The sequence below is a fragment of the Streptomyces sp. NPDC002580 genome, assembly GCF_042889485.1.
Lineage (GTDB): Bacteria > Actinomycetota > Actinomycetes > Streptomycetales > Streptomycetaceae > Streptomyces.
The window spans coordinates 1-24,913 of sequence record NZ_JBIAQZ010000020.1 but is presented as its reverse complement, the minus strand read 5'-3'; the positions used below and the strand labels follow the sequence as shown (position 1 = coordinate 24,913).

The 24,913-nt window shown below is 71.1% G+C and carries 22 protein-coding genes; all 22 read left to right on the top strand.

Translation table 11 applies throughout. The annotated features are described in order from the left end of the window. The first annotated feature begins 396 nt into the window (after window positions 1–396). The 22 genes from ACFYW7_RS36995 (at window position 397) to ACFYW7_RS36890 (ending at window position 24,748) form a co-directional block, all read left to right on the top strand. Window positions 397–1,323 carry a conjugal transfer protein gene (locus tag ACFYW7_RS36995; protein ID WP_389510715.1) on the top strand — a complete coding sequence of 309 codons (927 nt, stop codon included), beginning with the start codon at window positions 397–399 and terminating at the stop codon, window positions 1,321–1,323. After that, window positions 1,320–1,661, top strand: a complete 342-nt coding sequence (locus ACFYW7_RS36990; RefSeq protein WP_389510713.1) for a hypothetical protein — start codon at window positions 1,320–1,322, stop codon at window positions 1,659–1,661. The genes ACFYW7_RS36995 and ACFYW7_RS36990 overlap by 4 nt, the downstream gene beginning before the upstream one ends. Then, window positions 1,658–2,233 carry a hypothetical protein gene (locus ACFYW7_RS36985; RefSeq protein ID WP_389510712.1) on the top strand — a complete coding sequence of 192 codons (576 nt, stop codon included), beginning with the start codon at window positions 1,658–1,660 and terminating at the stop codon, window positions 2,231–2,233. Before ACFYW7_RS36990 ends, ACFYW7_RS36985 begins: the two co-directional genes overlap by 4 nt. Continuing rightward, the gene (locus tag ACFYW7_RS36980; RefSeq protein WP_389510710.1) at window positions 2,230–4,899 is read left to right on the top strand and encodes an ATP-binding protein; all 2,670 of its coding nucleotides are present in this window, start codon (window positions 2,230–2,232) and stop codon (window positions 4,897–4,899) included. The genes ACFYW7_RS36985 and ACFYW7_RS36980 overlap by 4 nt, the downstream gene beginning before the upstream one ends. Window positions 4,900–5,099: 200 nt before the next feature. After that, window positions 5,100–5,264 carry a hypothetical protein gene (locus ACFYW7_RS36975; RefSeq protein WP_389510708.1) on the top strand — a complete coding sequence of 55 codons (165 nt, stop codon included), beginning with the start codon at window positions 5,100–5,102 and terminating at the stop codon, window positions 5,262–5,264. 25 nt (window positions 5,265–5,289) lie between these two features. Further along, entirely contained in the window at window positions 5,290–8,034 is a 2,745-nt protein-coding gene (locus ACFYW7_RS36970; protein WP_389510707.1) for a hypothetical protein, read from the top strand. 179 nt (window positions 8,035–8,213) lie between these two features. Further along, window positions 8,214–9,182 (top strand): NlpC/P60 family protein, encoded by a 969-nt coding sequence (locus tag ACFYW7_RS36965; protein ID WP_389510705.1) that lies wholly within the window; start codon window positions 8,214–8,216, stop codon window positions 9,180–9,182. Beyond that, window positions 9,179–9,823, top strand: coding sequence for a hypothetical protein (locus ACFYW7_RS36960; RefSeq protein WP_389510703.1), 645 nt, complete (start codon window positions 9,179–9,181; stop codon window positions 9,821–9,823). The genes ACFYW7_RS36965 and ACFYW7_RS36960 overlap by 4 nt, the downstream gene beginning before the upstream one ends. Beyond that, window positions 9,799–12,435, top strand: a complete 2,637-nt coding sequence (locus ACFYW7_RS36955; RefSeq protein ID WP_389510701.1) for an ATP/GTP-binding protein — start codon at window positions 9,799–9,801, stop codon at window positions 12,433–12,435. Before ACFYW7_RS36960 ends, ACFYW7_RS36955 begins: the two co-directional genes overlap by 25 nt. Next, complete coding sequence (locus ACFYW7_RS36950; protein WP_389510699.1) at window positions 12,432–13,376, top strand: replication-relaxation family protein; 945 nt, start codon at window positions 12,432–12,434, stop codon at window positions 13,374–13,376. Before ACFYW7_RS36955 ends, ACFYW7_RS36950 begins: the two co-directional genes overlap by 4 nt. Before the next feature lie 125 nt (window positions 13,377–13,501). Beyond that, complete coding sequence (locus tag ACFYW7_RS36945) at window positions 13,502–14,191, top strand: hypothetical protein (protein WP_389510698.1); 690 nt, start codon at window positions 13,502–13,504, stop codon at window positions 14,189–14,191. A 467-nt stretch (window positions 14,192–14,658) separates the two neighbouring features. Next, the gene (locus ACFYW7_RS36940) at window positions 14,659–15,015 is read left to right on the top strand and encodes an ATP/GTP-binding protein (RefSeq protein ID WP_389510695.1); all 357 of its coding nucleotides are present in this window, start codon (window positions 14,659–14,661) and stop codon (window positions 15,013–15,015) included. A gap of 138 nt (window positions 15,016–15,153) precedes the next feature. Beyond that, on the top strand, window positions 15,154–15,744 hold the full coding sequence (locus ACFYW7_RS36935; RefSeq protein WP_389510692.1) for an SAF domain-containing protein: 591 nt from the start codon (window positions 15,154–15,156) through the stop codon (window positions 15,742–15,744). Continuing rightward, a complete protein-coding gene (locus tag ACFYW7_RS36930; RefSeq protein WP_389510690.1) occupies window positions 15,744–16,565 on the top strand; it encodes a hypothetical protein in 822 nt (273 codons plus the stop codon). The genes ACFYW7_RS36935 and ACFYW7_RS36930 overlap by 1 nt, the downstream gene beginning before the upstream one ends. Beyond that, window positions 16,555–18,015 carry a CpaF family protein gene (locus ACFYW7_RS36925; RefSeq protein ID WP_389510802.1) on the top strand — a complete coding sequence of 487 codons (1,461 nt, stop codon included), beginning with the start codon at window positions 16,555–16,557 and terminating at the stop codon, window positions 18,013–18,015. The genes ACFYW7_RS36930 and ACFYW7_RS36925 overlap by 11 nt, the downstream gene beginning before the upstream one ends. Continuing rightward, window positions 18,015–18,968, top strand: coding sequence for a type II secretion system F family protein (locus ACFYW7_RS36920; protein WP_389510688.1), 954 nt, complete (start codon window positions 18,015–18,017; stop codon window positions 18,966–18,968). The genes ACFYW7_RS36925 and ACFYW7_RS36920 overlap by 1 nt, the downstream gene beginning before the upstream one ends. Continuing rightward, window positions 18,965–19,849 carry a type II secretion system F family protein gene (locus ACFYW7_RS36915; RefSeq protein ID WP_389510686.1) on the top strand — a complete coding sequence of 295 codons (885 nt, stop codon included), beginning with the start codon at window positions 18,965–18,967 and terminating at the stop codon, window positions 19,847–19,849. Before ACFYW7_RS36920 ends, ACFYW7_RS36915 begins: the two co-directional genes overlap by 4 nt. A gap of 50 nt (window positions 19,850–19,899) precedes the next feature. Then, entirely contained in the window at window positions 19,900–20,115 is a 216-nt protein-coding gene (locus ACFYW7_RS36910) for a hypothetical protein (RefSeq protein ID WP_389510684.1), read from the top strand. Further along, window positions 20,115–20,543, top strand: coding sequence for a TadE family protein (locus ACFYW7_RS36905; RefSeq protein ID WP_389510682.1), 429 nt, complete (start codon window positions 20,115–20,117; stop codon window positions 20,541–20,543). The genes ACFYW7_RS36910 and ACFYW7_RS36905 overlap by 1 nt, the downstream gene beginning before the upstream one ends. 1 nt (window position 20,544) lies before the next feature. Next, entirely contained in the window at window positions 20,545–20,991 is a 447-nt protein-coding gene (locus tag ACFYW7_RS36900) for a TadE/TadG family type IV pilus assembly protein (protein WP_389510680.1), read from the top strand. After that, window positions 20,991–21,437, top strand: coding sequence for a TadE/TadG family type IV pilus assembly protein (locus tag ACFYW7_RS36895; RefSeq protein ID WP_389510678.1), 447 nt, complete (start codon window positions 20,991–20,993; stop codon window positions 21,435–21,437). The genes ACFYW7_RS36900 and ACFYW7_RS36895 overlap by 1 nt, the downstream gene beginning before the upstream one ends. Then, the gene (locus tag ACFYW7_RS36890) at window positions 21,437–24,748 is read left to right on the top strand and encodes a LysM peptidoglycan-binding domain-containing protein (protein WP_389510676.1); all 3,312 of its coding nucleotides are present in this window, start codon (window positions 21,437–21,439) and stop codon (window positions 24,746–24,748) included. Before ACFYW7_RS36895 ends, ACFYW7_RS36890 begins: the two co-directional genes overlap by 1 nt. Window positions 24,749–24,913 lie beyond the last annotated feature (165 nt).

Sequence of the window (24,913 nt, the reverse complement as noted above, 5' to 3'; positions counted from 1 at the left end):
CACCATCCATCTGCAGGACCAGACATCTCTCCAACTCATCGGCAGGTGCCTTCACTGCCACTCGATAAAGCCAGGCGTGGTCTGCGCACCTGGCCCCGTCGTTCGCAACCGGGCTGCCCCTGGCCCCTCCCGCAGGTCGGTGCGCCCGGCCTCTCGGGGGTCTCTGCCTTGTCTGCTGGGTCCGCCGGTCAGGTTCTCCGTCCCACGGCCTTCAGCCGTGCCCGGTCCCCCGTTCGGGGCCACGGTCGGGCCTGTGGTCGGGGCGACCATGACGCCGACCACGGGCTTCGTATCCCCATCGTGACTGTGGTCGGCCTGTGGTGGTTGGTGGTCGGGTCGGGGGCGGGAGCTTTTCTCGAGGTCGGCAAGTACACGTTCTGACCTGGGAGTTCGACCATGTCTGTTGGCAAGCAAGCCTCGGGTGGCGAGGCCGCTGCTCCGATGGCGGCGGGGGCCCGGCTGGAGGCGATGCGACGCCGTGTCCGGCTTTCCCGCCTGGTTCTTTGGACCGTCATCGCGACCGGCCCCGTGGCCCTGGGTATCGCCATCGCCTCGACCCCGGCCACGGTCGAGGCGGCCACGCCCGCCAAGCCCGCCGCCGTGCGCAGCGCGGCGGCCGCGGACCCGGGCGGCTATGCGCAGTTGTTTGTCGGCGCCTGGTTGCGCAGCCGTGCGGATGACACCACGAGTGCGCAGTCCCGGTTTGCGCAGTCGATGGGGCCGGACATCGAACTGCCCGATCCGGCCCCCGGTGCGCAGGCGGAGCCGGTCTCGGTGACGGCGGTGCGCAGTGTGCGGCGGGCTGGCGATGCGTGGTCGGTGACGGTGGCTGCGCAGTACGGCGGCGGATCGGTGCGCTACTTCGCCGTCCCCGTTGCCGTGGACCGTGCGGGCACGGGGTTCACGGTGATGGCGGAGCCCGGTGTGGTGGCCGGCCCTGTCCTGATCGACGCGGCGTCGTCGCCGTACAGGGTGAGCGTGCCTGAGGGGGATCTGTCGGCTGCTGTCGGGGAGTTCCTTGCTGCGTATCTGACGGGCAGTGGTGAGGTGGGCCGCTATCTCGCGCCCGGTGTGGAGCTGCTCGCTGTCTCCCCCGCCCCGTACACGGCGGTCGTGGTCCAGGGGGTGTCGGCGGTCGAAGAGGCGGCGGGCGGGTGGGTGCCGGGCGAGGGCAGCCGGGTGCGTGTCCTTGCCCGGGTGGAGGCCCGGGATGCGGGAGGGCGGTGGCCGCTGGCCTACGAGGTCGCGTTGAGGGCCCGCTCGGGCCGGTGGGAGGTCGCCGGGCTGGAGTCCGGCGGTGTCCGGGTGGGGGGTGCCCGGTGAGTGCGGTGCACACGCTGGTGCTCGCCGGGGAGCTGAACGACCTCGGCAACAGCTGGATCAGCATGTTCAGGCAGTGGGCGACCAAGGGCCTGCAGGCCGGTCTGGTCGTGCTCGTGGTCGTGGTCATGATCCAGAAGTTCAGTCTCAAGGCGGGGATCGGCGCCCTGATGCTGATGATCGTTGCGTTGGGGTTGTACAACTCCCGCGAGGACCTTGCCGGCATGTTCGAGGACGAGGTCAAGAACCCGGTCAAGGGTGCGCCCGTGGTCCCCGGCATCGTCGCCGGCGGCGATTCCCTGATGCGGGAGCCTTCCGCGGGTGCGGGGGTCCGGCTGTGAGCGCGGCCGCCGGGCGGGTGGGGCGCTTCTACACTTCGGCCCGCCGGCATCCGTGGGTGCTGGGGAAGGTCGCGGACTGGAGTATCCCGCTCGGTCCGTACACGCCGGCGCAGATCGCGGTCGCTGTGGGCGGCTGCTTCCTGCTCGTCAAGACCATCGGCTGGTGGTCGTGGATGGGGCCCGTCCCGATCGCGGCGTGGCTGCTGGCGGTCTGGGCGGTGCGCCGTCCGAAAGTCGCGGGCCGTGCACCGGTGCAGGCGGCGCTGGGCTGGATGCTGCTGGGCCGGCAGCCTCGCGGCGGCCGGATCGGTGGCCACGCCGCCCGCGACCGTGCTCCCCGCCCGCTCCTGGGCGGCTTCACCATCGAGGACGCCTCCCCTCGCACCGGGGCGGGCACCTGCGCTGGTGGCGTTCGCCGTCTTGCCGGCCAGGCTCCGCGCCTGAGTGCTGCCTCGGTTCACCGGTCGGCAGAGCGGCGTCCGCCGTCAGCAGTTCCTGCGGCACCGGGGCGGCCGGTGTCGGGTGTGCAGCAGCTGCTCACCCTCGCCGAGCAGGCAGGAGGCGTGCGGTGAGGATCCCGATCCGGCACATCGCCGGGCACCTGGTCTGGTCGGCGCACGGCAGCGTGTGGGCTCTGTACCGGCTGCATCCCGGCCCGGACGCCCGCGGCCGGAGCGAGGAGGCCGTGCAGGGCACCTATGTGCCGGCCGCCGTGCGTGAGGAACAGCTCGCCCAGATCACCCACCTGGTGCGCTCCTTGTCCGGTGCGCCGCGCCTGTACGGGTTGTGCGCGCAGGTCGATCCGGGCGAGGTCGCCCTGCGCATGATCGAGGGCATCGAAGCGGCCGGCGCCTCGCCGGATGAGGGTCCGCATCCGTGGGTGGAGAACGTCGAAGCCGCGGTGGACCTGCTGGACGGGCAGGAGATGCATCGCCGCACCCTGTGGCTCGCCGTACCGCTGCAGACCCGGACGGCTGCCCTGCAGGTGTCGGCGTCACTGGGCGCTCTGTGGGCCGAACTCGGCCCGGTGCTGGGCATCCGGCCCGCGCCGGTGGCACGGCGTGAGGTGAGCGCCTACCGCGAGCTGGCCTCCCGCGTGGAAGCCGCCCTCGTCGGCGGCGTCGCCTTCCGTCCGGCCCGTCCGGCGGAGATCGTATGGATGGTCCAGCACGCCCTGCACCGTGGCCTGCCGGAGCCGCTGCTGGCCGAGGCCGAAGTGAGCGAGCTGTACGGCGGTCGGGTCCGCGGGGGCGTGCTGCGCTGCCCCAGCTATGCCGACCTCGGCCAGGTACGCCTGCAGGAAGGCGGCATCGACCCCTCCGTCGACGACATCGACGGCCTCAGGAGGGCGGGCCGGATCACGCGGTCGGGCCGCAGCGCCTGGTGGCGGCTGAACGCCTCCTCGCCGCTCAGGCGGCGCTGGCTGCAGGTCGAATCCGATGCCGGCGTGGGCTATCAGGCGCAGTTGGCGCTGGCCGAGTGCCCGCCCGTGGTCAGCCAGGATGCCGCCGACCTGTTCGCCCAGCTGGAGAGCCTGGACTTTCCCGTCGACTACACCGTCGATCTCACCCTGGTGCCCGCGGACAAGGCCCGCGACCAAGTGCGGCGCAAGAAGACCGAGTTGATCGACCAGGCCGACCAGTACGACGCCCGGCCCACCGGGATGCCGGCCTCTCTGACCGAGGCGGCCCGCGATCTGGGCGAGCTGGATGCCCGCCTGTCGCGCACCTCGGTCGAGGTCGAGGTGCAGTCGGTGACCGTGCTGAGCGTGTGGGGGCCCAGTGCGGCCGTCTGCGATGCGCGGGCCCGGGCTATGGCAGCGCTGCTCGGCGGCGCCGACTACCGGGCGGTGCGCCCGGCCGGCCTGCAGGAGGCCCTGTTCACCCTCGGCCTTCCCGCAACGGTGCGGCCCGCCGTCGTGCGGGAGTTCACCCAGCACCAGGTCTCCGAGGACTGGGCGCTGGGCGGTGCCTTCACGGTCGGCGAGGTCGGCGACCCGAACGGCATGTTCCTCGGCATCGACCTGGACAGCGGCACCACCCGCCCCGTGATGATCAACGTTGCCGATGCCCCCAAGCAGGATGCGTCCGCGTCCATGGGCATCGTCGGCGACCTCGGTGCGGGCAAGAGCGTCCTGGAAAAGCTGATCGCCGAGGCGGTGTGGGCCCGCGGGGGCTGCGCGATCTGTATCGACCGCACTCCCGTGCGCGAATGGGCGGCCTTCGCCCGGACGGCCGCGCAGGGCCGGGTCCAGATCATCGACGCCGCCCAGGCCGAGGTGTCCATCGATCCGCTGCGCATGTTCGAGGGACCCGAGGGCCGCCACTACGCCCTGTCCTACCTCACCCTGCAGCTCGGAATCGCCCCGATGAGCACCAGCGGCGAGGTCCTGCACCACGCCGTCGAACAGGCCGCGGCAAGCAATGCCCCCTCCATGCACCGCGTTCTGGAGGTCCTCGAGGAGATGGCCGCGCGGGAGGCGGGCAAGCGGCAGGACGCGGCCGCCACCCTCGCCGGCCTCATCCGGGTGGTAGCTACCAGCTCACTGGCCCGGATGGTGTTCGACCCGGCGCTGGCGCCGGTGCGGCTGGACGCCTCCAGCGCCTCCGACATGATCGTCATCACCACGACGGGGCTGACGCTGCCGCCGAAGGCCGCGTTCGACAAGCCCGAAGTCCTGCACCAGCAGCCGCTGGAAGCCCTGATCGGCCGCGCGGTGCTCTACCTGATCGCCGCGATCGCCCGGCAGACCGCATTCGAGGACCCCGGTCGGTTCACCGCGGTGGTCCTGGACGAGCTGTACTGGCTCACCTCGTCCGCCGAGGGCACCGCCCTGGTGCACGAGATCCTCCATGACGGCCGCAAGCACGGCGCCGGACTGCTCGCCGCGTCCCACGACGCCGCCGAGCTCGGCCCCGACCGCGGTCTGATGGCCTACCGGGCACTCGCCCGCACCGCCGACCGTGAACGGGCCCGCCGTGGCCTGGAGTTCGTCGGGCTCGACTCCGATGATCCTGACCTGCTGCGACTGGTGACCACCGGCCTGTCCCCCGTCGGCCAGCGCGGTCGCGAAGGCGAGTTCCTGCTGACCTGCCCGCGGCAGAACACCGGCCGGATCAAGGCCGTCATCCCCCGCATCAGGCGCATCACGTCGTCCATCACCACCACCCCGGGACGCAGCGGTCAGCCACCGGCCGCAGGAACCTGCGGTGCCGGGCCGAAGGAGGACGTCCGGTGACCTCTTCGTCCTGGGACCGCGCCCGGCACCTGCGTGCGACCGCCCGCATCCTCGCTGTGCCGTCTGCTGCCGCCTGCCTGGTCGTCCTGTGCGTCGGCTTAAGTCTGCAAAAGACATGGCGGCCGCCCACCGGGCAGGCCCTTGCCGCCGACGCCGGTTCGGCAACCGGTCCACCACGCGAGGACCCCTGCAGTCTCATCGTGGGGCCCGCCACGACGTACTGCGAGCGCGACGCTGGGAACTCCGCCTCCCTCGCACCCCATGACGCCGCCGCAGCAGCCTGGCGGCTGGTGCCGGCCGGGGCGGGCCTGACCGTGCTGGTGATGTGGCGGCGCCGCAGCGCTGCCGGGCGGGGGCGGCGCTGAGATGGTCCGTCCAGAGCGTGGCACCTTGCGCCGTGCCGGATTCGTTCTGCTGCTCACCGGTGTGTTCGTCCTGGTGAACAGCCAGGTCGTCCACGCAGCAAGCAGCAGCGGCAGCGAAAGCGGGGATCTGCTGTCCCCGCTGAACATCACCTCCTCCGAGGGGGTGGCGATCAACGGGTACGAGCTGAACGCTTCCGGTGGCTCCATCGTCGCGTTCAAGACGCAGGCCCTGGCCTTCGCTCTGTCCGGTCTGTTCACGCTGATCCGGCTGCTGGTCGGGCTGGCAGGCTGGGCGATCGAGCTGGCGTTCCGGTTCCCGCTGCTGAAGATCCTTATCCGTCCGGCGCAGAGGGTCGCCGACACCTACAACGAGGTGGTCGTCGACACGCTCGGGCTGAAGGGGCTGCTGCTGGCCTGGGCGTTCGTGTTCGCCGGATTCATGATCGTGCGCGGCAGGGTGGGCCGCGGCCTGGGCGAGATCTTTCTGACCCTGCTGATCGGGGCGTTCGCCGCCTCCACGTTCGTGCGCCCCGACTACCTGCTCACCCAGGACGGACCGCTGGGACAGTCCCAGCAGGTGGCCGCCGAGGTCGCCGAGCAGTCCGTCAACTCCTATGACTGGGGCGGCAAGCTCGCCAGTACGGGGCCGTGCGACGGCCTGGCCGGAAGAGCCGAGTTCTCATGCCTGGAGCGGGAGGGCGAGAGCCCGGTCTCTGCCGCCGAGGTCGCCCGCCCGATCCAGGACTCGATCACGAACGCGCTGATCGTCAAGCCGTACATGCTGCTGCAGTACGGACGCGTCCTCGATCCGGCCAAGACGGCCGACCGCAAGGCCTACGCCGTCCATCTGAAGTGGGTCACCGGCGGCTACAGAGCCGACGCAGCCAAGGACGACAAGGACGATCCCTGCCGCCTGGTCAAGGGCCCGGGCAAACGGTGGTGCCAGCGCGAACACACCGACCAGCCCGCCGGCAGCCGACTGCCCGAACTGACGCCGGGCGGACAGCTGCTGGACACCGCGAGCCCGGTCGTCAGCGAGGAGGACCAGGAGTTCGCCGCCTTCCTCGCCGACATGAAGAAGGCCGGGCCCGTCGGCACGTCGTGCGCCGCCTACGCCGCAAAGCCCACCTGGTGGCGGGTCGGCGGCGCCGCACTCCTGCTGGTCGCTGCCCTGTTCATCTGCGGCATGCTGCTGTCCAGCGCGATCGTGCTGCTCGGCACCCAGGGCATCTGCGCGGCCGCCGCGGCCGCGGGCGGGGTCACGTTCATCGCGGGCATGCTGCCCGGCCCTGCCCGCCAGAGCGTGTGGAAGTGGCTGTCCCTGTGGGGCATTGCCGTGCTGACACTCGTAGGAGTCTGTGCCTTCGTCCCGTTCTTCGGTATCGCCGTGGACGCCACCATCACCGACGGGCCCGACCTGATGGTGGAGCGGATCCTGCTGATCGATGTGCTGGCCGTCGCCGGCGCGGCCGGGCACCGCAGGCTGCTGACCGGCATCACCTCCTTCGGCCGGCGCATGGCGATGCGGATGCGCTACGCCAAGGTCGGCGGCACGCACCTGCCCGGCGACACCTCCGAACTCGGCGCCGCTCTCGCATTGAACTCGCCCGCCGCGCTGGGTGGTTACGGCGGGGGCCTGCGTGCCTTCACCGGTGGCGGGGGCGGCCGTTTCGGGCTGCTGGGCACCCGGCAGCGGCTGATGGGCGCGCTGACGTCGCTGGTCGACGGCAGCGGTATGCCGGTGGACACCGGCCGCCTGTTCGCCGACGCCAGCGCCGAAGCCGGGCGTGGGCTGGCCCCGCTCACCGCGGCGGCCGCCGTGAGCACAGCGGGAGCGCGGCTCGGCATAAGGGGCGCCCACTGGCTGCTGATCGGCCGGCGGCCCGACCGGGATCAGCTGGCCACCTGGCGCAAGCCCACGGCTGACGGCGACCCGAACACCCCGGGCCCCGGCGGACCGGACGGCGGTTCAGGCGGCGGCCCGGGCGGCTCAGGCCCGCGCCGTCCCGGCGGTCCGCCCGACCGCTACCGCAACAAGGACGGCCAGATCCTCGACGCACGCTCCGGTCGTCCCATGCACGACCAGGACACCGACCGCACCCTGCTCTCCACTCGCGCCCACAACCGGCTGGTGCGCTTTCGCGGCTATCGCATCCTGCACCGGGGCGGCCGCACCGCCTACGGGGCAACGCTCGGTCTCCCCGCCAACATCCGCCGGACACGCTCAGGCGGATCGCGGTACGCCAACGACGCCCGCCAGCAGGTACGGGTGTGGGGCAACACCGTCCGCGAGGACGGCCGCGCCTGGGCGGACACCGGCCGGCACGTCTCCCGGGTCCTGCGGGAACACACCGATGACAGCGGCGGGCCCGGCCCGTTCGCCGGCCGTCGCCTGCCGGCCGCACCGTCGCCTGCCGCGGCCGCCCGCCCGCCCGCGCCGGCACGGCCTGCCAACTCCGGCGGATCCGCCGGCGCCTCCGTCCCGCCCTCCGCACCGGCCGGTCCTCCAGGCGCCGGAGCAGGCAGCACCCCGGGGGTGCCGCCTGCCCCCGCGCCGCCGCTGCGTGCAGGCGGCGCACCGCGGCCCGCCGTGGGCGGCCGGCCGCAGGGGTCGGCTCTTCCCGGCGTCAAAAACGCACGCGACAGGACGCGCGAGGAGGCGCAGGCCCGGATGCAGGAGCTGTTGCGGCGCACCGCGCCCGAGGCACACCGGCTGCGGCAGAAGCGGGAGCGGGCCCAGCGGCGCACCGAGGACGGTGAGGACACGTGAGGCTGCCCGGGCGCCGGGTGCGGCGGTGGGGCTGTGGGGTGGCTCTGCTGCTGTTCGCCGCCGTGTGCTGTGCCGCGCCGGCAGGAAATGCGATCAGTGCGTACGTCGCGCTGACGACGGGTGCACAAGGGGACGGCGCAACGGCCGGGGGCGGCAGTGCCGCCGACATTCCTGCCCGGATGCTGGCCGCCTATAAGAAGGCGGTCCAGCAGGTCGGGAAGTACGTGCCGAAGTGCCGGGGCATGCGCTGGCCGGTCCTGGCCGGGATCGCCAAGGTGGAGTCCAACCACGCCGTGGGCCGCAGCATCGCCGCAAGCGGCGACATCCGCCCGCGTATCTACGGGGTGCTCCTCAACGGCTCCGGGGCGGGCGGCAACACCACCACGTTTCCGGACACCGATGGCGGCAGGTGGGACGGCACCGCGAGCGGCGAGCGTGCCGTCGGCCCGTTCCAGTTCCTGCCCTCCACCTGGCGAAGCGTCGGCAGGGACGCGAACGGCGACAGGAGAGCCGACCCGCACAACGCCGACGACGCCGCCCTCGGCGCAGCCCTCTACCTGTGCGCAGGCGGCCGTGACCTGGCCCGGCGCACGCAGCTCAAGGCCGCGATCCTGCAGTACAACCACTCACACGCATACGTCGCCGACGTGCTGGGATGGATCGACCAGTACACGGCAGCCGCCAGGGACCCGGACCTGAAGAACCTCACGGGCAAGGTCCGCACCGCGATCGAGGCGGCGCTCTCCCAGCGGGGCGTTCCCTACGCATGGGGCGGCGGCAACAGCGCGGGCAAATCCTACGGACTGTGCTGCTCACCGAGCGGGAAGAGCGGCGCGCACATCAAAGGCTTCGACTGCTCGGGACTGACCGTGTACGCGTACGCCCAGGCCGGCATCCGCCTGCCGCGCACCGCCGCCGCCCAGGCCGGGGCAGGCCGGCGGATCCGGGCCGCTCTGGGCACCGGCGCACTCAAGCCCGGCGACCTCGTTTTCTTTGCCGACGCCCCCGGACGCGACGCGACGATCTACCACGTCGGGATCTACCTGGGCGGCGGACAGATGGTCAACGCCGCCCGCCCGGGCACCGTTGTCCGCCTGGACGCGGTCAACGCGATGCCGGGATACGCGGGAGGGGCCCGGCTACTGTGACGCCTTCCCCGGCGCGCTCGCCGCGCCTGCTGCTGATCGCCACCGCGGTCCTGGTCCTGGCCGGGGTGGTCCTGCTGACGGTGCCGCCTGCACCGAGCAGCCACGCGCCCGCGACACCGCGGGCGGCTGCCTCCGCGTCGGCTGCCCCGGCAACCACTCCCGGCCGCCGTGGTGTGCAGAGCGGGGCGCACGCGTCGGCCACAGCCTCCGCCACGCCGGCAAAAACGGCCGACGTGTTGGTGCTGCCGCCGCACGGCGAGGGCATAGCCGGCGATGCGGCCGTACAGAAGTCGCTGAAGGACGCCTGGCCCGCCGACCTTTCCGGCATCGACGAGCACACGTTGCTCGCGGCCGGCCGCGGCCTGCTGCGCGCCGACGCCACCGGTATCGGCCGCGCCCGGTGGCCGGCGCTCTTCGGCGGCCCGGATCAGGCGATCGCACCGGCGTTCGCCACCGCCGGCTTCCGCATCCAGGCCGCGATCGCCCGCAGCGACGGCAGCCCGGACAAGGCGGTGGTGCACCTGGTGTGGGCGGGCACGGACCGCGGCGGCACCTACACCGACCGGCGCATCACCGACTGGCACTTCACCCGCACCACCCTCAAGGGAGGGTCCACATGGACTCCGCAGCGCCGCCTCTGAGCAGCTCGGCACACCCAACCGCCGCTGGCGGTCACATCATCAGCCTGTTCGCCACCGCCACGGGCGCCGCTCTGTGGGCGGCGCAGCACTGGTATCTGCTCCTGCCTGCCGCCGGTGTGCTCTGGGGCGTGGGTGAAGCCGTCGTGCGGCGCCTTGCGGTGAAGGCCTCCGCAGAGCGCATGGCGCTCGAATGCGAGGCGGCCCCGCACTTCGACCCGGGCCTGGAGGAGATCTTCCGTCGCGGAGTCCAGCTCGCCCGCGCCTCCACGAGCATGCCCTGGTGGGCGCCCCGCCGCACCAAGGCCGTGCAGATCCGGCTGCGTGCCGACGGCTCCAGTCCGCTGCGCTACCGCATCGAGGGACCGGTCGGCGGCGAACGGCTGCTGTCCATCACTCCGTTCGGCCCCGACGTCACCGTCACCCGAGCCCGCCCGATCACCGACAAGCCGCGCAAGCACACCGTGCGAGCCGAGTTCATCCTGCGCGGCAAACCGGTCGCCCCGCTGCGGGAGGTTCCCCTGGAACCCGACCCGCTGCAGCCGCTCATAGACGCCGTCTGCGATCTGCGCGCCGACCTCGGCGACCTCGCCGAAATCCGCCTGGACATCCAGCGCGCACCGAAATGGGCGCTGCGGACACGACGGATGCACCTGCTGCAGGCCGCACGCCGCTCCGAGCGCCGTGAAGCACAGCGCGCCGTGCGCTGGATGCGCCGGGACACCGCAGGCATCGAAGACTCCCTCAGCAACCAGATCCGGCAGCTTCTCAGCAGCCGGCACCAGCCGGCACCACCGGGGCGCCGACTGGTGATGCCGCCGGTGCCGCGCCGCATCGACCCCGCCGAGGCACTGGGCAAACTCGCCCACGACGACCAGCTGGTCCGGGTACAGCTCCTCGTCACCTGCGCCTCCCACATCGACGGGCGGGCCGAAGCCCGGCTCGGACAACTCCAGGCCGCACTCGATGTGTTCGGCGGCCATTCCCGCTGGGCGATGCGCGGCCTGCTCATCGGCCCCTGGCGGCTGGGCGCCGACCGCTGGCCCAGCCGCCAGGCCTTCGAACGCCGCTGGAGGCACGGGCACTGCCGGCCGCCCCGCCCCAACTGGGTAAGGCTGGAGGAACTCACCGGACTCCTCAAACCCCCCACCCGGCACTGCCGACTGCCGCTGCTCGCCCCCGAGCTGCCGACCTTCGAATTCGCCAACCCCGACCTGCTGCTGCAGGGCATCCACCGTGCACCGGACGGCCGCCGCCGGCTCGTCGCCACCTACGCCGCGGAAACCCTCTTCGAATGCGCGGTCGGCAAGGCAGGCGGCGGCAAGACCGAACGCGCCCTTGCACAGGCGATCGGCTGGGCCCACGCCGGCGGCGGCCTGATGTTCCTCGACCCGCACCGCGACTCCTGGCCCCGCGCCGCCCCGTTCCTCGCCCACACCCCCCTCATGGACCGCATCGCACTGATCGACCTCAACACCGTCGGCCCCACACCCCAGATCAGTTCCTGGAACCCGCTCGCCATGCACCACAGCCCGGCCGCCCACGAAGTCGTCGAAGCGGTCACCGACGCCTTCGCCGCCGCGTTGGGCTGGGAGGACGCCAGCGCACCCCGCGCCCTGACCCTCCTGACCGCGGCACTGTCCGTCCTGACCGCCGTCAACCAGGCCGCCTGCGGAGCCGGCCGCCCCGAGGACCAGGCCACCCTCTTCCAGGTGCGGCCCCTGCTCACCGACGCCGCCTTCCGCACCGCCGCCCTGGCCGCCACCGCCGACCGGCTCGATGCGGAGACCCGCTCCTGGTGGCAGAACGTCTTCCCCGCCCTCCCCGCCGACGCTTTCGCCGTCGTCCTCAACCCGCTGACCCGCCTCGCCGCCAACCCCGTCACCCGCGCCTTCCTCGGCCAGCCCCACGGCATCTACAACATCCGCGCAGCCATGGACCACCGCATGATCGTGTGGGTGTGCCCGGCCGGCAACGGACCCACCGACCGGCTCCTGACCGCCCTGCTCGCCCGCGACCTGCTGCGCGCCGTGCGCTCGCGCCGCGACACCCCCGAAGACCAACGGGTTCCCTTCCGCCCCTACTTCGACGAGCTGATCACCCTCACCGGCGCTGCCCCCGAGACCATCGCCGCCATGTTCGAGGACTTCCGCAAATACAAAGCGCACGTCCACGGCATGACCCAGCTGCTGGCCCGGCTGCCCGGCCCCGTGCGGATGTCCCTGACACAGAACGCCTCCACCCTCGCCACCACCGCCGGCTCCCGCAGCGCCATCTCTGCGATCACCTCCGAATGGGGCGACAACCCCAGCCCTGACCAGGTCTCCGCCCTGCCCCGCTACGAGCACTACGCCACGCTGACCGTCCACGGCCGCCGCCTGGGCCCGCTGCGCCTGCAGGGCCCCCACCTCGACGACGTCTTCGCCGCCCTCGCCCGCCCCGGCCACGTCGCCGCCCTCGAGCACGCCGCCCGCACCACCGCCGGCACCCGCCCCCTGCACCAGCTCACCACCCGCGCAGCCGGCCAACTCGACCGCGTCACCGCCTTCCTCGCCCAGCACACCCCCGCACCAGCACCCTCCTCCCGCCCGAACACCACCAAGGGATACCAATGACCATCGCCCCACACCCACCCACACCCCCGGACCGGCCCGAGCCGTCCGTCTTCACTCCCAGCCCCCGCGAACCGCTGCCCCACCAGCTGCTCGCCGCACTCGCCCAGCACCGCATGGCCACCACCGGCCAACTCCGCCTCCTGCTGCGCCCCCACGCGACCCGGCAGGCCATCTCCCAACCGCTCAACAGACTGCGCACGCACGGCCTGCTCGACTACACGGTGCTGCCCGGCTCCAACCGCACCCGCGCCTGGTACCTCACCCCCGACGGCGCCCGCCTGACCCGCAACTGGCCCGCCCTGCGCGGCCGGCCGCCCTACCCCATCACCTCGGCCACCGCCGCATCGCTGAAGACCCCGCACACCCTCACCGCCGTCCGCGCCCACCTCACCTTCGTCCGCGACGCCCGCCGACGCGGCGACGAACACGGCCACCTCGACTGGACCCCCGAGGTGAGCCACCCCCTCAGCGAGCGCGAACGCGTCATCACCGACGCCGTCATGCACTACACCCTCAACGACGGCCAACAACGCCGAAAACTACGCGCGTTCATCGAAATCGACCGCACCACCATGAGCAGCGAGCGCCTCGCAGCAAAGCTGATCGACTACGCCCGGCTCTGGTCCCACCAGCCCCAGGCCGCCGGCCGCCGACGCCCCGGCCAGCCCGCCGAGAGCGGCCCCCTATGGCAGCGCTGGTATCCGGTCTACCCCCGCGTCCTGTTCATCCTCACCGGTGCCTCCCCCAACCGGCTCGCCAACCGGATCAAAGACCTGCAGGACATGACCGCCCAACACCCCCTCGTCGCCGCCCTCGCCCGCGACGTACCTCTCGGCGCGGCCGTCCTCAACGACCTCGAGACCCACAGCCCGAGCCAGGACGTGTGGGTCCCCCTCGCCGGCACCCCGGAACGCCGCCCCTGGCACAACCTCCATCCATGACTTCGCTCACGCAAAGACAATTTGCGACCAGATTCAAGCCAAGTAACGCCTGTGGCAGACCAGTCCGGCCAAAAGGAGACCGGCATATGCGTAGTCTTTCAATAACGCAAACGGATCAGCAGCGTGTGACCGGCAACGCCACACCGCCTTCCGCAGGCGGCGGCATCGACAGCGTCCCGACTCGCACCATGCCGTACGGGGGAGACACCGTGACACCAGTCCGGCATCAAATGGGGAACTGCAGCGTCCGAAAGGCGGCACTCACCTCTCTCATCGGCTGCCTCACCGTCGCTCTTGCGGCGTGTAGCGGCAACGACGCCAAGGACGGGAGCACCAAAAGGACAGCATCCTCGGCAGCTCCTTCCCCGTCGACATCAGCCGAGACCATCGCGCCACCCAACACAGATGCCGAAGGCCCCATCGAAAGGGCCTACCGGAGGTACTGGGACGAGAAGGTCGCGGCTTACGCGAAGGCCAGTGTCAAAGGAACGAGCTTGAAGACGTACGCCGTCGCCGAGGCCTACGCCGCTACTGAGACTGAGGTCAACGCTCTCAAGGCCAAGGGGCTCATTGCCATCGGCAAACCGACGCTGACCCCCAAGGTCACCTCTGTCAACACAAAGCGTCAGGTGCCTCAGGGCTTGCTCACCGATTGCACGGATGTCTCGCAGTGGAAACTCATCAGGCAGTCCAGCGGTGAAGAAGTCACCCTTCCCAAGGGCCGGTTGACCCAATATGTCACCAAGGTCGTTGCGGAGAAGTGGTACGGCCACTGGGTGATCGTCAAAGTCACCCCGGAGGAGAAGCCGTGCTGAGCCTTCGTGCCCACGCGCTAACGTTGGCTTCCGCGTTAGTCGTCGCAGGCGCCGCCCCAGCCTACGCAGGCGACGACCCGGACATCAGCAAGGGCAACTGCGATCTGATGTCGTTCTGCGTGGGCGTCGGAACCCATGGGAGCCAAGGCAGCCACGGCCGGGGATCCGGACAAGGACAGCAAGCCTCCCGTGGGGGCCAAGGGTCTAGATGCACGGTACGCAAGGCAGATCCTCAGCCGCCTCTCGGCAGCCTCTTCTATGGGGGCAAAGGAAAGATCGTCTACGAGCAGACTTGCGGCGATGGATTGACGACGTTATTCGCCGCCGCTCCTGGGGCGAACGTCCCAACGGTTGATCCAGCGGTGCTAGCTCAACAAGCCGTCGACAGCATGCAGTTACTGGGTCCCGATGTGGCCAGCCCAAGGGCTGCTGGGATGTACACGGTCGGCGTCCCAATGTGGATGTGGGTGAACCAGAGCGCCACAACCTTCGGGCCCAACACGGCCTCGGCATCGGCGGGCGGAATCACCGTCACCGCGACCGCGAAGGTATCCAAAATCGTGTGGCGGATGGGTGACGGCATCAGCGTGACGTGTAGCGGCCCTGGTACGCCCTACCTGGCCTCTGAGGGCATGGCCCAGTCACCCACCTGCGGACACGTCTACTCAAAGACCTCGACTGATGCTCAGAGCCACAAGTACCAGCTCACCGCGACCTCGACGTGGGCGATCGACTGGCAGGGCGGTGGAGCAGCCGGCCAGCTCACCGAAGTCCGGCAGACCAACGTGCAGGTAGCGATAGGCGAAGTGCAGGTAGTCAGGTGAAGCCGCCGGAAGGACAGAACGGTGCGTAGAACCCAGGAGCACGTAGACACAACCAGCCCGAAGAAAATACCCGAACAGGGACGCGTAGCAGCACCTGTTGCTCCTCCAAGAGTGTCAGCCCGCCGTCGCCGGCCGGGCGTGATCGCCTTGTCGCTGGGGCTAATCGCCTCCGGGGGCGCTGGAGTTGTCGTCCTGCTGCTCCAGGTCGGAGACCGCACCCAGGTCGTCACTGTGGTCCGCAATGTGCAGGTCGGCCAGGTCCTCACCGAGCAGGATTTAGGCAAGGCTTCTATAGCTCTGGACCCGGCGGTGAAGGCCGTACATGCCAGCGACCTCGATCAGGTGGTGGGCAAACGGGCTGCCGTGGAGCTGCGGCCCGGCTCGCTCCTTGCCCCGTCCCAGGTGACCAAGGACAGTCTCATGAAGCCCGGCGAGCAACTGGTGCCGATCGGGCTGAAGCCGGAGCAAATCCCCGCCACGGCGCTGGTGCCGGGCCAGAAGGTCGGGCTCGTCCACGTGCCCGCGCAGGGCGAGGTCGAGACGGACAAGTCGTCGGACGACCCGCCGCGGACGCTGTCCGGCCGGGTGGTGAAGGCTTCCGATGCGGCACCGGGCTCCGGAATCGTGGTCGTCGATGTGGCTACGTCGGCCGATGACGGTCCGACCGTCGCGGCGTGGGTGTCGGCAGGCAAGTTACGCCTGGTTCTCTCTGCTCCGGACGGCCGCTGATGGCGGTGATCGCGCTGGCAGGGTGTAGCGGTGCGCCCGGTGTGACGACGAGCGCGCTCGCGCTGTTGCTGGCCTGGCCGCTAGAGCCGGGGCGGCGGATGATTCTGGCCGAGTGCGACCCGGACGGCGGGGCCGTGTTGCACGGACTGCTGCAGGGCACGCTCGGTGACCGGTACGGGCTGCACAATCTGTCGGTCGCGGCCCGCAAGGGCGAGTTCGGTGAGGCGTTCTGGCGCCAGCTAATCGACCTGAGCGGCGAGGACGGCCAGCAGGACTCACGGCCCGACCGGCTGCTGCTGCCCGGCGTCACCGATTCCGCCCAGGCGGCAAGTCTGAGTCCGGTGTGGAAGTCCCTGTCGCGGATGTTCCGCGGCATCGAGACGGACCACGGCCACGACGTCCTGCTCGATCTGGGGCGGCGCGGGGCGTTCGGCCCTTCCGGTGTCCTGGCTGAGCAGGCCGACGCCGTGCTGGTAGTGGTGCGCAACACGCTTCGCTGTCTGCAGGCGGCGCAGGGCCGGGTGCGGCAGCTGGAGGAGCAGGTCGGGGACGTCGGGCTGCTGGTCATCGACGAGGGTCCCTACCCTGCGGGTGAGGTTCAGCGGGTGCTGCAGGCTCCGGTGGTCGCGACGCTGCCCTACGCCCCATCAGATGCCCAGGTGCTGTCCGACGGTGCTGAGCAGCCGCGGCACTTTCTTCAGTCGAAGCTGATGAGGGCGGCGCGTACGGTCGGTGTCCTGCTGGTGCAGCGGGCTGCTGTCCGCCGTGCCCGTCTGGATCCACGCGGTGCGTTCGCTTCGGGGGTGCCTGGTGCGCGGTAGGCCGCTGCACGCCGACCCGACCGTGGTCCCGCCGCCTCGCCCGGCCGAGGCAGCGGGGGCTGCGTCCGCTCCGCATGCGTTGGGGAGTTCGGCGCCGCAGGTAACAGTCGATTACCGGGTTGCCCGGCATATCGCCGCCCAGGTGGCCAAGCAGCGTGAGGAGCTGCTGAAGAGCACGCCGGATATGGACCGGGCGAGCGAGGAGCAGCGCTGTCTGGACTGGATCAATGAGGCGGTCGCCTTGTGGTCGGACGCCCAGGCGATGGCACCACAGCAGGACGAGGCGCTGCGCCGGGGCGTGTATGACCTGCTGTTCCGGGCGGGCCGCTTGCAGCCGTACCTGGACGATGAGCGGGTGGAGGACATCATCATCCAGGGGCCCGGGGAGGTGTGGTTGGACTACGGCGACGGTGAGCGTCGCATGGTCGGGCCGATCGCCGACTCGGAAGAGGAACTCCTGGAGCTGCTGAGGGAATTGGCCCGGGGTTCGGGGCACAACGAGCGGACCATCTCTACCGCGAGTCCCACTCTTGCTCTGTCTTTGCAGGACGGTTCGCGGCTTCAGGCGATCACGGGGCTGGGGCCGATGACGTATGCGGTCATCCGCCGGCACCGTGTCTCCCATGCCGGCCTGGACGACCTGGTGCGTCTTGGCACGATCGACCCGGTCCTGCGGGAGTTTCTCGGCGCGTGTGTACGTGCGGAGAAGAACATCATGATCGCGGGTAAGCAGAAGGCGGGGAAGACGACTCTGCTGCGGGCGATGCTCCGCGACTTCGACCCGGAGTGCCGGTTCGCCACGGTCCAGAGCGAGGACGAGTTGTTCGCTCACGCCAACGGCTACCACCGTCAGGTCGTCTCGTTGATCGGCCGCGAGTCCAACGGTGAGAAGGACGTCACCGGGCGCGGCGCCGGTGAGGTGACGCTGCTGGATTTGATGCAGCCGGCGTTGCGGATGTCGTTGGAGCGGATTGTGGTCGGCGAGGTCCGCGGACCTGAGGTCGTGGCCATGATGCAGGCGTTGACGAACGGATCGGGTGGCAACTTGTGCACGATCCATGCGCGGCGGGCGGACATTGTCTTCGACCGGATCGCGGAGCTGTACGCGCTCGCCCAGGACAACTTGTCCGAGGCGCTCGCCTACCGGCAGACCGCGAACGGTCTGGACTTCGTCGTCTACGTCGACATGACGGATGAGACGCAGATCGGGGGGCGCCGTCACCGCTACGTCTCGCACGTCCTGGAGCTGACCGGGATCGGTGAGAACGGCCGCCCCGCCACCAATGAAGTCTTCTCCCCCGGTACGGAGTTCGGTGAGTTGCGGGCGGTTCCGCGGATGGATCCGGGCTGCGTCGATGATCTGCGCCGCGTCGGCTTCGACTCTGGTCTGCTGCAGCAGCCGTACGGGGCCTGGCCGGGACCGCTGGCGCTCAAGGTGGTGGCGGGGTGATGACGCTGCTGTGGGCCTTGCTGAGCGGTATGACCCTGGTCGCCGGGCTGATCGGCGTCGTGGCCGGGTCGGTGGGCACAGCTGCTCCGCGCCGGGCTGCGTGGCGCAGGCGATGGCAGGCCCGGCGGGGTGGGGCGGCGCAGAGCGGGAACGCCCGGCTGCGCCGCAGGACCTTGGCTGCTGCGGCGGTCGTGGTGTTCGTTGCGGTGTGGCTGGTCTCGGGGAACTTCGTGGGCGGCGCGCTGCTCGGTGCGGCGGTGGCCGGCGTGCCCTGGCTGATCGCTCCAACGCAGTTGGCGCAGGAACGTATCGGTGAGCTGGAGGGCCTCTCGGAGTGGACTCAGCGGCTGGCCGGGCTGCTTCGTCTGGGCATGGGCCTGGAGCAGGCGATGATCACCAGCCGTCAGGGGGCGCCGGAGGAGCTGGCCGAGCAGATCACCGACCTGTCCGATCGGCTGCGGCTGGGCTGGCGGCCACAAGAAGCGCTCCGCGCGTTCGCCGGGGAACTCGACGACGTCACCGCCGACAAGGTGGTCGCCGCGCTCATCCTGTCCGTCAACGACCGCGGCCCGGGCCTGGCCCAGGCGTTGGAGGATCTGGCGGGCACGGTGCGTGAGGAGGTCGCCAAGAAGCGGGCCATCGAAGCCGACCGGGCGAAGCCGCGGACCACGGTGCGATGGATGACGGTCATCACCGTCGGTGTGGTGGTGGCCGGGTTCTTCGTGCCGTCCTACACCCGGCCCTACTCCACCCTGCTCGGACAGCTCGTCCTCGCCTTCCTGACAGCCGGATTCGTCGGTGTCCTCGCTCTGATGCGGCAGCTGGGCACCTTCCGCCGCATCCCCCGTTTTCTGGTCACCGACCCGGCCAGCGCCGTCCGGCTGCCCGTCCCCGTGCCGCAGCCAGCCCTGCTGCAGGAGGCCGGCCGGCTGTCCGAAGGAGCCACACCGTGAACCTGCTTCCCGTCGTGGTGTCCGGCGGCACGGTCGGTGCCGGCCTGGCCCTGCTGGTACGTGAACTGCTGCGCCCGCAGCCCGCCCTGGCGGCCGCGCTCGCCCGCAGCGCACCGGCCACGCTGGCCATGCCCGAGCCGGACCTGGACCGTAACGAGGTGTGGGGGCGGTGGCTGCTGGCCCGCATGGAGCGCCTGCCCGGCGTGCGGATCCCGACGAAGAACCTGGCGCTGCTCGGGCAGGGGCCCGGGCAGTTCCTGCTGAAGAAGACCGCACTGGCCGTGCTGGGCCTGCTCTGCCCGGTGATCGCGACGGCTCCGTGGATCATCGCGGGGATCGGTGTGCCGTTCTATGTGCCCGCCGCCGTCGGCCTGCTCGTGGCGGGTCTGTTGTTCATCACCCCCGACCTGGCGGTGCGCGACCAGGCCGGGCGAGCCCGCGAGGAATTCGCCCACGCCCTGTCCGCCTATCTGGACCTGGTCGCGCTCAAGCGCGCCGCCGACGCCGGCCCTGCCGAGGCGCTGGAGAAGGCCGCCGAGGTCGGCCGGGGCTGGCCCTTCCTGTATCTGCAGGGCGCGCTGCGCCGGGCCAGGTTGGAGAAGATCCCGCCGTACCAGGCGCTCCGGGAGCTCGCCGCCGAGTATGACCTGCCCGCTCTGGGCGACGTCGCCGACATCATGCGCGGCTCCGCCACCGACGGCGCCGCCGTCTACAAGGCACTACGCGCCCGCACCGGCGCGCTCAACGCCGAACTCCTGGCCAACCAGGCTGCGGAAGCGAACACCGCCAGCGAGAAGATGACCGCTCCCGGCGCCCTCCTGGCCGTCCTGGTCATGCTCCTGATGGCTTTCCCCGCAGTGATCCGCATGCTCACTGTCTGAGAAACCGGCTCCGCCCCACTCACGCATCCAAGAGGCAAAGGAAGAGGGACATGAAGGACACCGCAGCCCGCACCTACCGTGCCGTGTACCAGTTGACCAGCCGCCTGCAGGACGGCCTGGAGCAGGCCAGGCGCCAGCCGGATCGCGGTGACATCAGCACGACCACCGTCATCATCTGGGTCGCGGCCGTCACCGGGGCCGTGCTCATCGCGGGAAGCATCGCTGTCGTGATCTCCAAGTACAACGGCAAGCTCTCCGGCCTGTGATGTCCCGTCCCGAGCGGCTGGGCAGCTGGTGGCAGGGGCGGCGCTGGGGTGATGACCGGGGGGATGCATCCATCCAGATGGCGATCGTCTTCCCGTTCGTGCTGCTCGCCACCATCGCCGTGATCCAGGCGTCCCTGTGGTATTACGCCCGGCAGATCGCTCTGACCGCTGCCCGTGAGGGTGCCGGCGCCGCCCGCGCCTACCAGGCCGGGCCGGGTGAGGGGGCGGCCCGGGCGCGCGAAGTGCTCGACAGGACCGCTGGCGACAGCCTGCTCGGCTCCACCGTGGCGGCGAGCAGCGACGGGCAGCGGATTCGGGTGCAGGTGAGCGGAAGGGCCCAGTCCATGATTCCTGGTGTTTCCGGGCTTCACGTCACCCAGTCCGCGTCCGGAGTGATCGAAGCGTGGTCCGTTGCGGGAAGTGATTAGCGTGCACCCGAAGTGGCCGGTCCGGCCGGGTGGCGACGTCGGCAGTGTTGCGATCGAGGCTGCCGTCGTCCTCCCGGCATTGATCATGTTCCTGTGTCTGGCCCTCGCCGGCGGACGCATCGTCGTCTCCGGGGCGAAGATCGATGCGGCGGCGGAGGATGCAGCCAGGGAGGCGTCCATCCACCGCACCGCGGCGGCCGCACAACGTGCTGCCCGGACGGCGGCCGCCGAGTCGCTCAGCGATCAGGGCATCGCGTGCAGGTCGACGTCCGTCAGCGTCGACGTCGGCGGCGTGATGGTGCCGGTCGGGCAGGTCGGCACCGTCACCGTGACTGTGACGTGCACCGTGGAGCTCTCCGACCTCTTGCTCCCGGGGGCCCCTGGAGCCCGCACGCTCAGCGCCACCGCAACGTCGGTTGTGGATGCCTTCAGGCAGAGGGCGGCGTGATGACCGGGTGGCAAGTGCGGCGCTCACGGGCCGACACGGGGGGTGTGACGGTGTTCGTCGCCGTGTGCGTCCTCGTGCTGATCGGCATCATCGGCATCGCCGTCGACGGCGGCGGCACGATGGCTGCCACCGAGCGCGCCGACTATGTGGCGGGTGAGGCCGCCCGGGCCGGCGGGCAGGCCATCGACCCCGCCCAAGCAGTCACCGGCCGCGCGATTGCCGTCGACCCTCAGGATGCTCAGGCAGCCGCGCAGGCGTACCTGCGCTCGGTCGGCTCCGTCGGCGCGGTCAGCGTGTCCGGCGACGGCAAGACGCTCACCGTGACCGTCACCGGCACGTACGACACCGCGTTCCTGTCGGCCGTGGGGATCGGCTCGCTCCAGGTGAGCGGCCGCGGCACAGCAACCCTCCTGCACGGCGTTACCGCACCGGACGAAGGGCCCTGATGCGCGCCACCCGCTCCCCCACCGCGGCCCGCCGCACGGCCGGCCGTGTTCTGAGCGCGGTGCTGAGTCTGCTCACGCTGGTCGGCGCGGTCCTCGGGCTGCCCCTGCTGCTGGGCTGGGCCACCCCGGTCATCTGGGCATCCGGCCACGACGACCTGGCGCACCTGCTGGACCGTCAGGACACCGGCTCCGTGTGCCTGCTCGTGCTGGTTGCGGCCGGTTGGATCGGGTGGGCGCAGTTCACGTTCTGCACCCTGCGGGAGCTGGCCGCGCAGCTGCGCGGCCGCCGCTGGCACGCCCCGCGCGGTCTGGGCACCTCCCAGCGTGCCGCGGCTCTGCTGGTCGGCAGCATCCTGGTCCTGTTGCCCACCGGCTCAGCCCTCGCCTCGGACGCGCAGGCCGCAACGGCCATCGCAGCCGGCCGCATCCCCGGCCACGCCACCTCGATACCGAGGGCCTCGCCCGCAGGTCATCATCCGCCGCGTTTCGTCGCGAGCACCTCCGCGTCCAGTCCGTCGTACACGGTGCGCGAGGCACGTCCCGCGGAGAGCCTGTGGAGCATCGCGGAACGGGAGTTGGGCGCCGGGGAGCGGTGGCGGGAGATCGCCGACCTCAACGAGGGACACACCATGGCGGGCGGGCACGTCTTCACCTCCAGCAGCTTCCTGCAGCCGGGCTGGACGCTGGCCATGCCGGAGCAGTCGGGGCGTCAGGGGCTGCGGACGCAGACTGAGGGACGCGGGGCCGTGAGTGTCGAGAAGGGCGAGCGCCTCGTGACGGTCCGCTCCGGCGACTCCCTCTCGGCGATCGCCGAGGACCAGCTCGGCGACGCCACCGCATGGCCCCGCCTGTTCGAGGCCAGCCGCGGCACATCGCAGCCAAAAGGACTGCCGGCCATCACGGATCCCGACCTGATTCATCCAGGGCAGCAGGTCACCGTGCCCGGTACCCGCCCTCGCCCCGGCGGCCCGCCCTCGGACCGCCCGGGCAGCGATCACGACGGCAGCAAGGCGCCCGCCGGCGCAGGCCGGGACGGCGACGATGCTCCCTCCGCGACACCGGGCCACAGCGCCCCACCCACCACGGCGCCCGCACCCGACGCGTCCGCCCCGAGCACTCCGCCGACCGGCAGCGCCGTCCCTGAGCAGCCAAAACCGTCCTCCGCCTCGCCCGGCACCCTCCAACCGGCCCCGGACAGTGGTGTGTTGAGTCTGCGTACCGTTGCGGGGGCCGGTGCGCTGCTGGCGGCCGCCATCACCGCGGCCCTCGCGCTGCGCAGGACGCTGCAGCGCAGGCGCCGCACACCGGGCGAGACCATCGCCATCGCGCAGGAGACCGCTGCGGCCGAGGCGCAGCTTGCTGCGGCTGGAGAACCGTTGGGCACGGTCCGCCTGGACGTGGTGCTACGCACCATGGCCCGCCGTGCGGATCGAGATGGCCGGGAGGTGCCTGCGTTGCGGGGAGCACGGCTCGATGCCCGCACGGTGCACGTGCTGCCCGAGGGCCCCGCAGCTGTGCCACAGGCTCCGTTCGCTGCGGGAGCAGCCGGATGGTGGCAGCTCGATCCGGACGCCGCGCTCCTGGCCGAGGACCAGGCCCGTACGGTTCCCGCTCCGTGCCCGGCCCTGGTCACCGTGGGCAGCACCGATTCCGGTGACCTCGTCCTCGCCGATCTCGCCCGGCTGCCCGCCCTGCTGCTGGACGGCAACCCGGTGCACGTCACTGAGGTGTGCACGTCGCTGGCCCTCGAGCTGGGCATGAGCCCGTGGGCGCAGGATGTCGAGATCGTCGCCGTCGGATTCGGCGAGGACCTGCCGACCCTGCTGCCGAACTCCCGGATCGCGCACATGCGCCAACCCGCGCACGCCCTGCGCGATCTGACCGAGCGGCTGCTGGAGGTCCACCAGATGCCCGAAACCGCCCACCACCCGTATGTGGTGCTGTGCGCGAGCGCCCTGGACGACGACACCGCCTGGCAGTTCGCCGACGTCCTCGGCAAGAACCTGCCGATCCCGGTCTCACTGATCGCCCCGGCCGTCGGCACCACCGCAGGCCACTTTCCCGAGGCGGACATCCTCGCCGTCTCCGCGCCAACACCACAGCGCTTCGACCCGCTCGGCACCGATATCCTGGTACAGCGCCTGGAACACGCCGCCTACCAGCAGATCGTCACCGCACTCGCCGTCTCCGGTCAGCCCGCCCACCCCGCGCAGGGAGCCTGGCAGCACATTCCCGGCGAGCCCGCCCCCAAGGAGCAGGCCGTCGGTAGGCATCAAGAGCCAGCCGTCGACGCCCACACGACTCCTGCGCCCAGCCGCAGCAGCTCGGCACCGGCTGGTACGGACGCGGACAGCAACGATGCTGTGTTCCCGGCGTTGCTGCAGGCCTCCGTGGATCCCACCGCACTGCCACCGCTGTCCATGGGGGCATCCTCGTCTGCCAGCACCGGCGTCCTGCAGGCCAGTGGGCATACCGGCGGGGCAGACACCGCCGAGCCACCTGCAACACAGCCCGCCTCGGGGCCTGTCGAGGACGCCGAGAGCGAAGAAGCCGTGCAGAGTCGGCTCGGGCCGGAGATCCGGGTGCTGGGGCCGGTGGAGGTGGACGGGGTTGCCCATACCGGCCACGGGCCGCGCTCCGGCCAGCTCGCCGCCCTGCTCTACTTCCGCCCGGCCCACACAGCCGACGTGCTCTGCGCCGCCATGGACCCCATCAGCCCCTGGTCACCCGCCACCCTCAACGCCCGACTTCAAGGACTGCGCCGCGCTCTGGGCAACGACGAGGACGGCAACCCGTACGTGCCACGCCGCCACGATGGCAACACCCCCTACCGACTGGCCGACGGCGTGCGCTGCGACTGGACGCGCTTCGTCCAGCTCGCCGAAGGCGCCCTCCCCCACGGCCAGGACGGGCTGCCCGACCTGGAGCAGGCCCTGTCCCTGGTACGCGGCCGGCCCTTCGGCACACGGCCCCCCGCATGGGCGGAGCCGCACCAGCAGGAAATGATCACCCGGATCATCGATGTCGCCCACACCGTGGCGACCCTGCGCACGCCCAAGGGCCCACAGCAGAACCTCGGCGCCGCGCGAAGGGCCATCACCACGGGGCTCGACGTCGACGAGGCGGCAGAGCTGCTCTACCGGGACCTGCTCGTCCTGGAATCGACAGCCGGAAACCGAATCGGCCTACACACCGCCATCTCCCGCATCCAGCAGATCAACGCCGCTCTCGACTGCTCCCTGGAAACCGAAACGGAACAGCTCATCGACGAGCTCCTGCACAGCAGACGAAGACAGGAGCCGATCCTATGAGCACAGCCGCCCGAAAGGCCCGGCAGCACAACACCGTTGGAACGGTGCTCCCTGCCAGGCTCGGCCGCCCGCACAAGATTCTCATCGGCGTGGTCGTCGCCGGTGCGGTCGTCATCGCCGGGATCGGCTTCGCCGGTTCGTACGCGGCAGTCCGTGAGCTGGCGA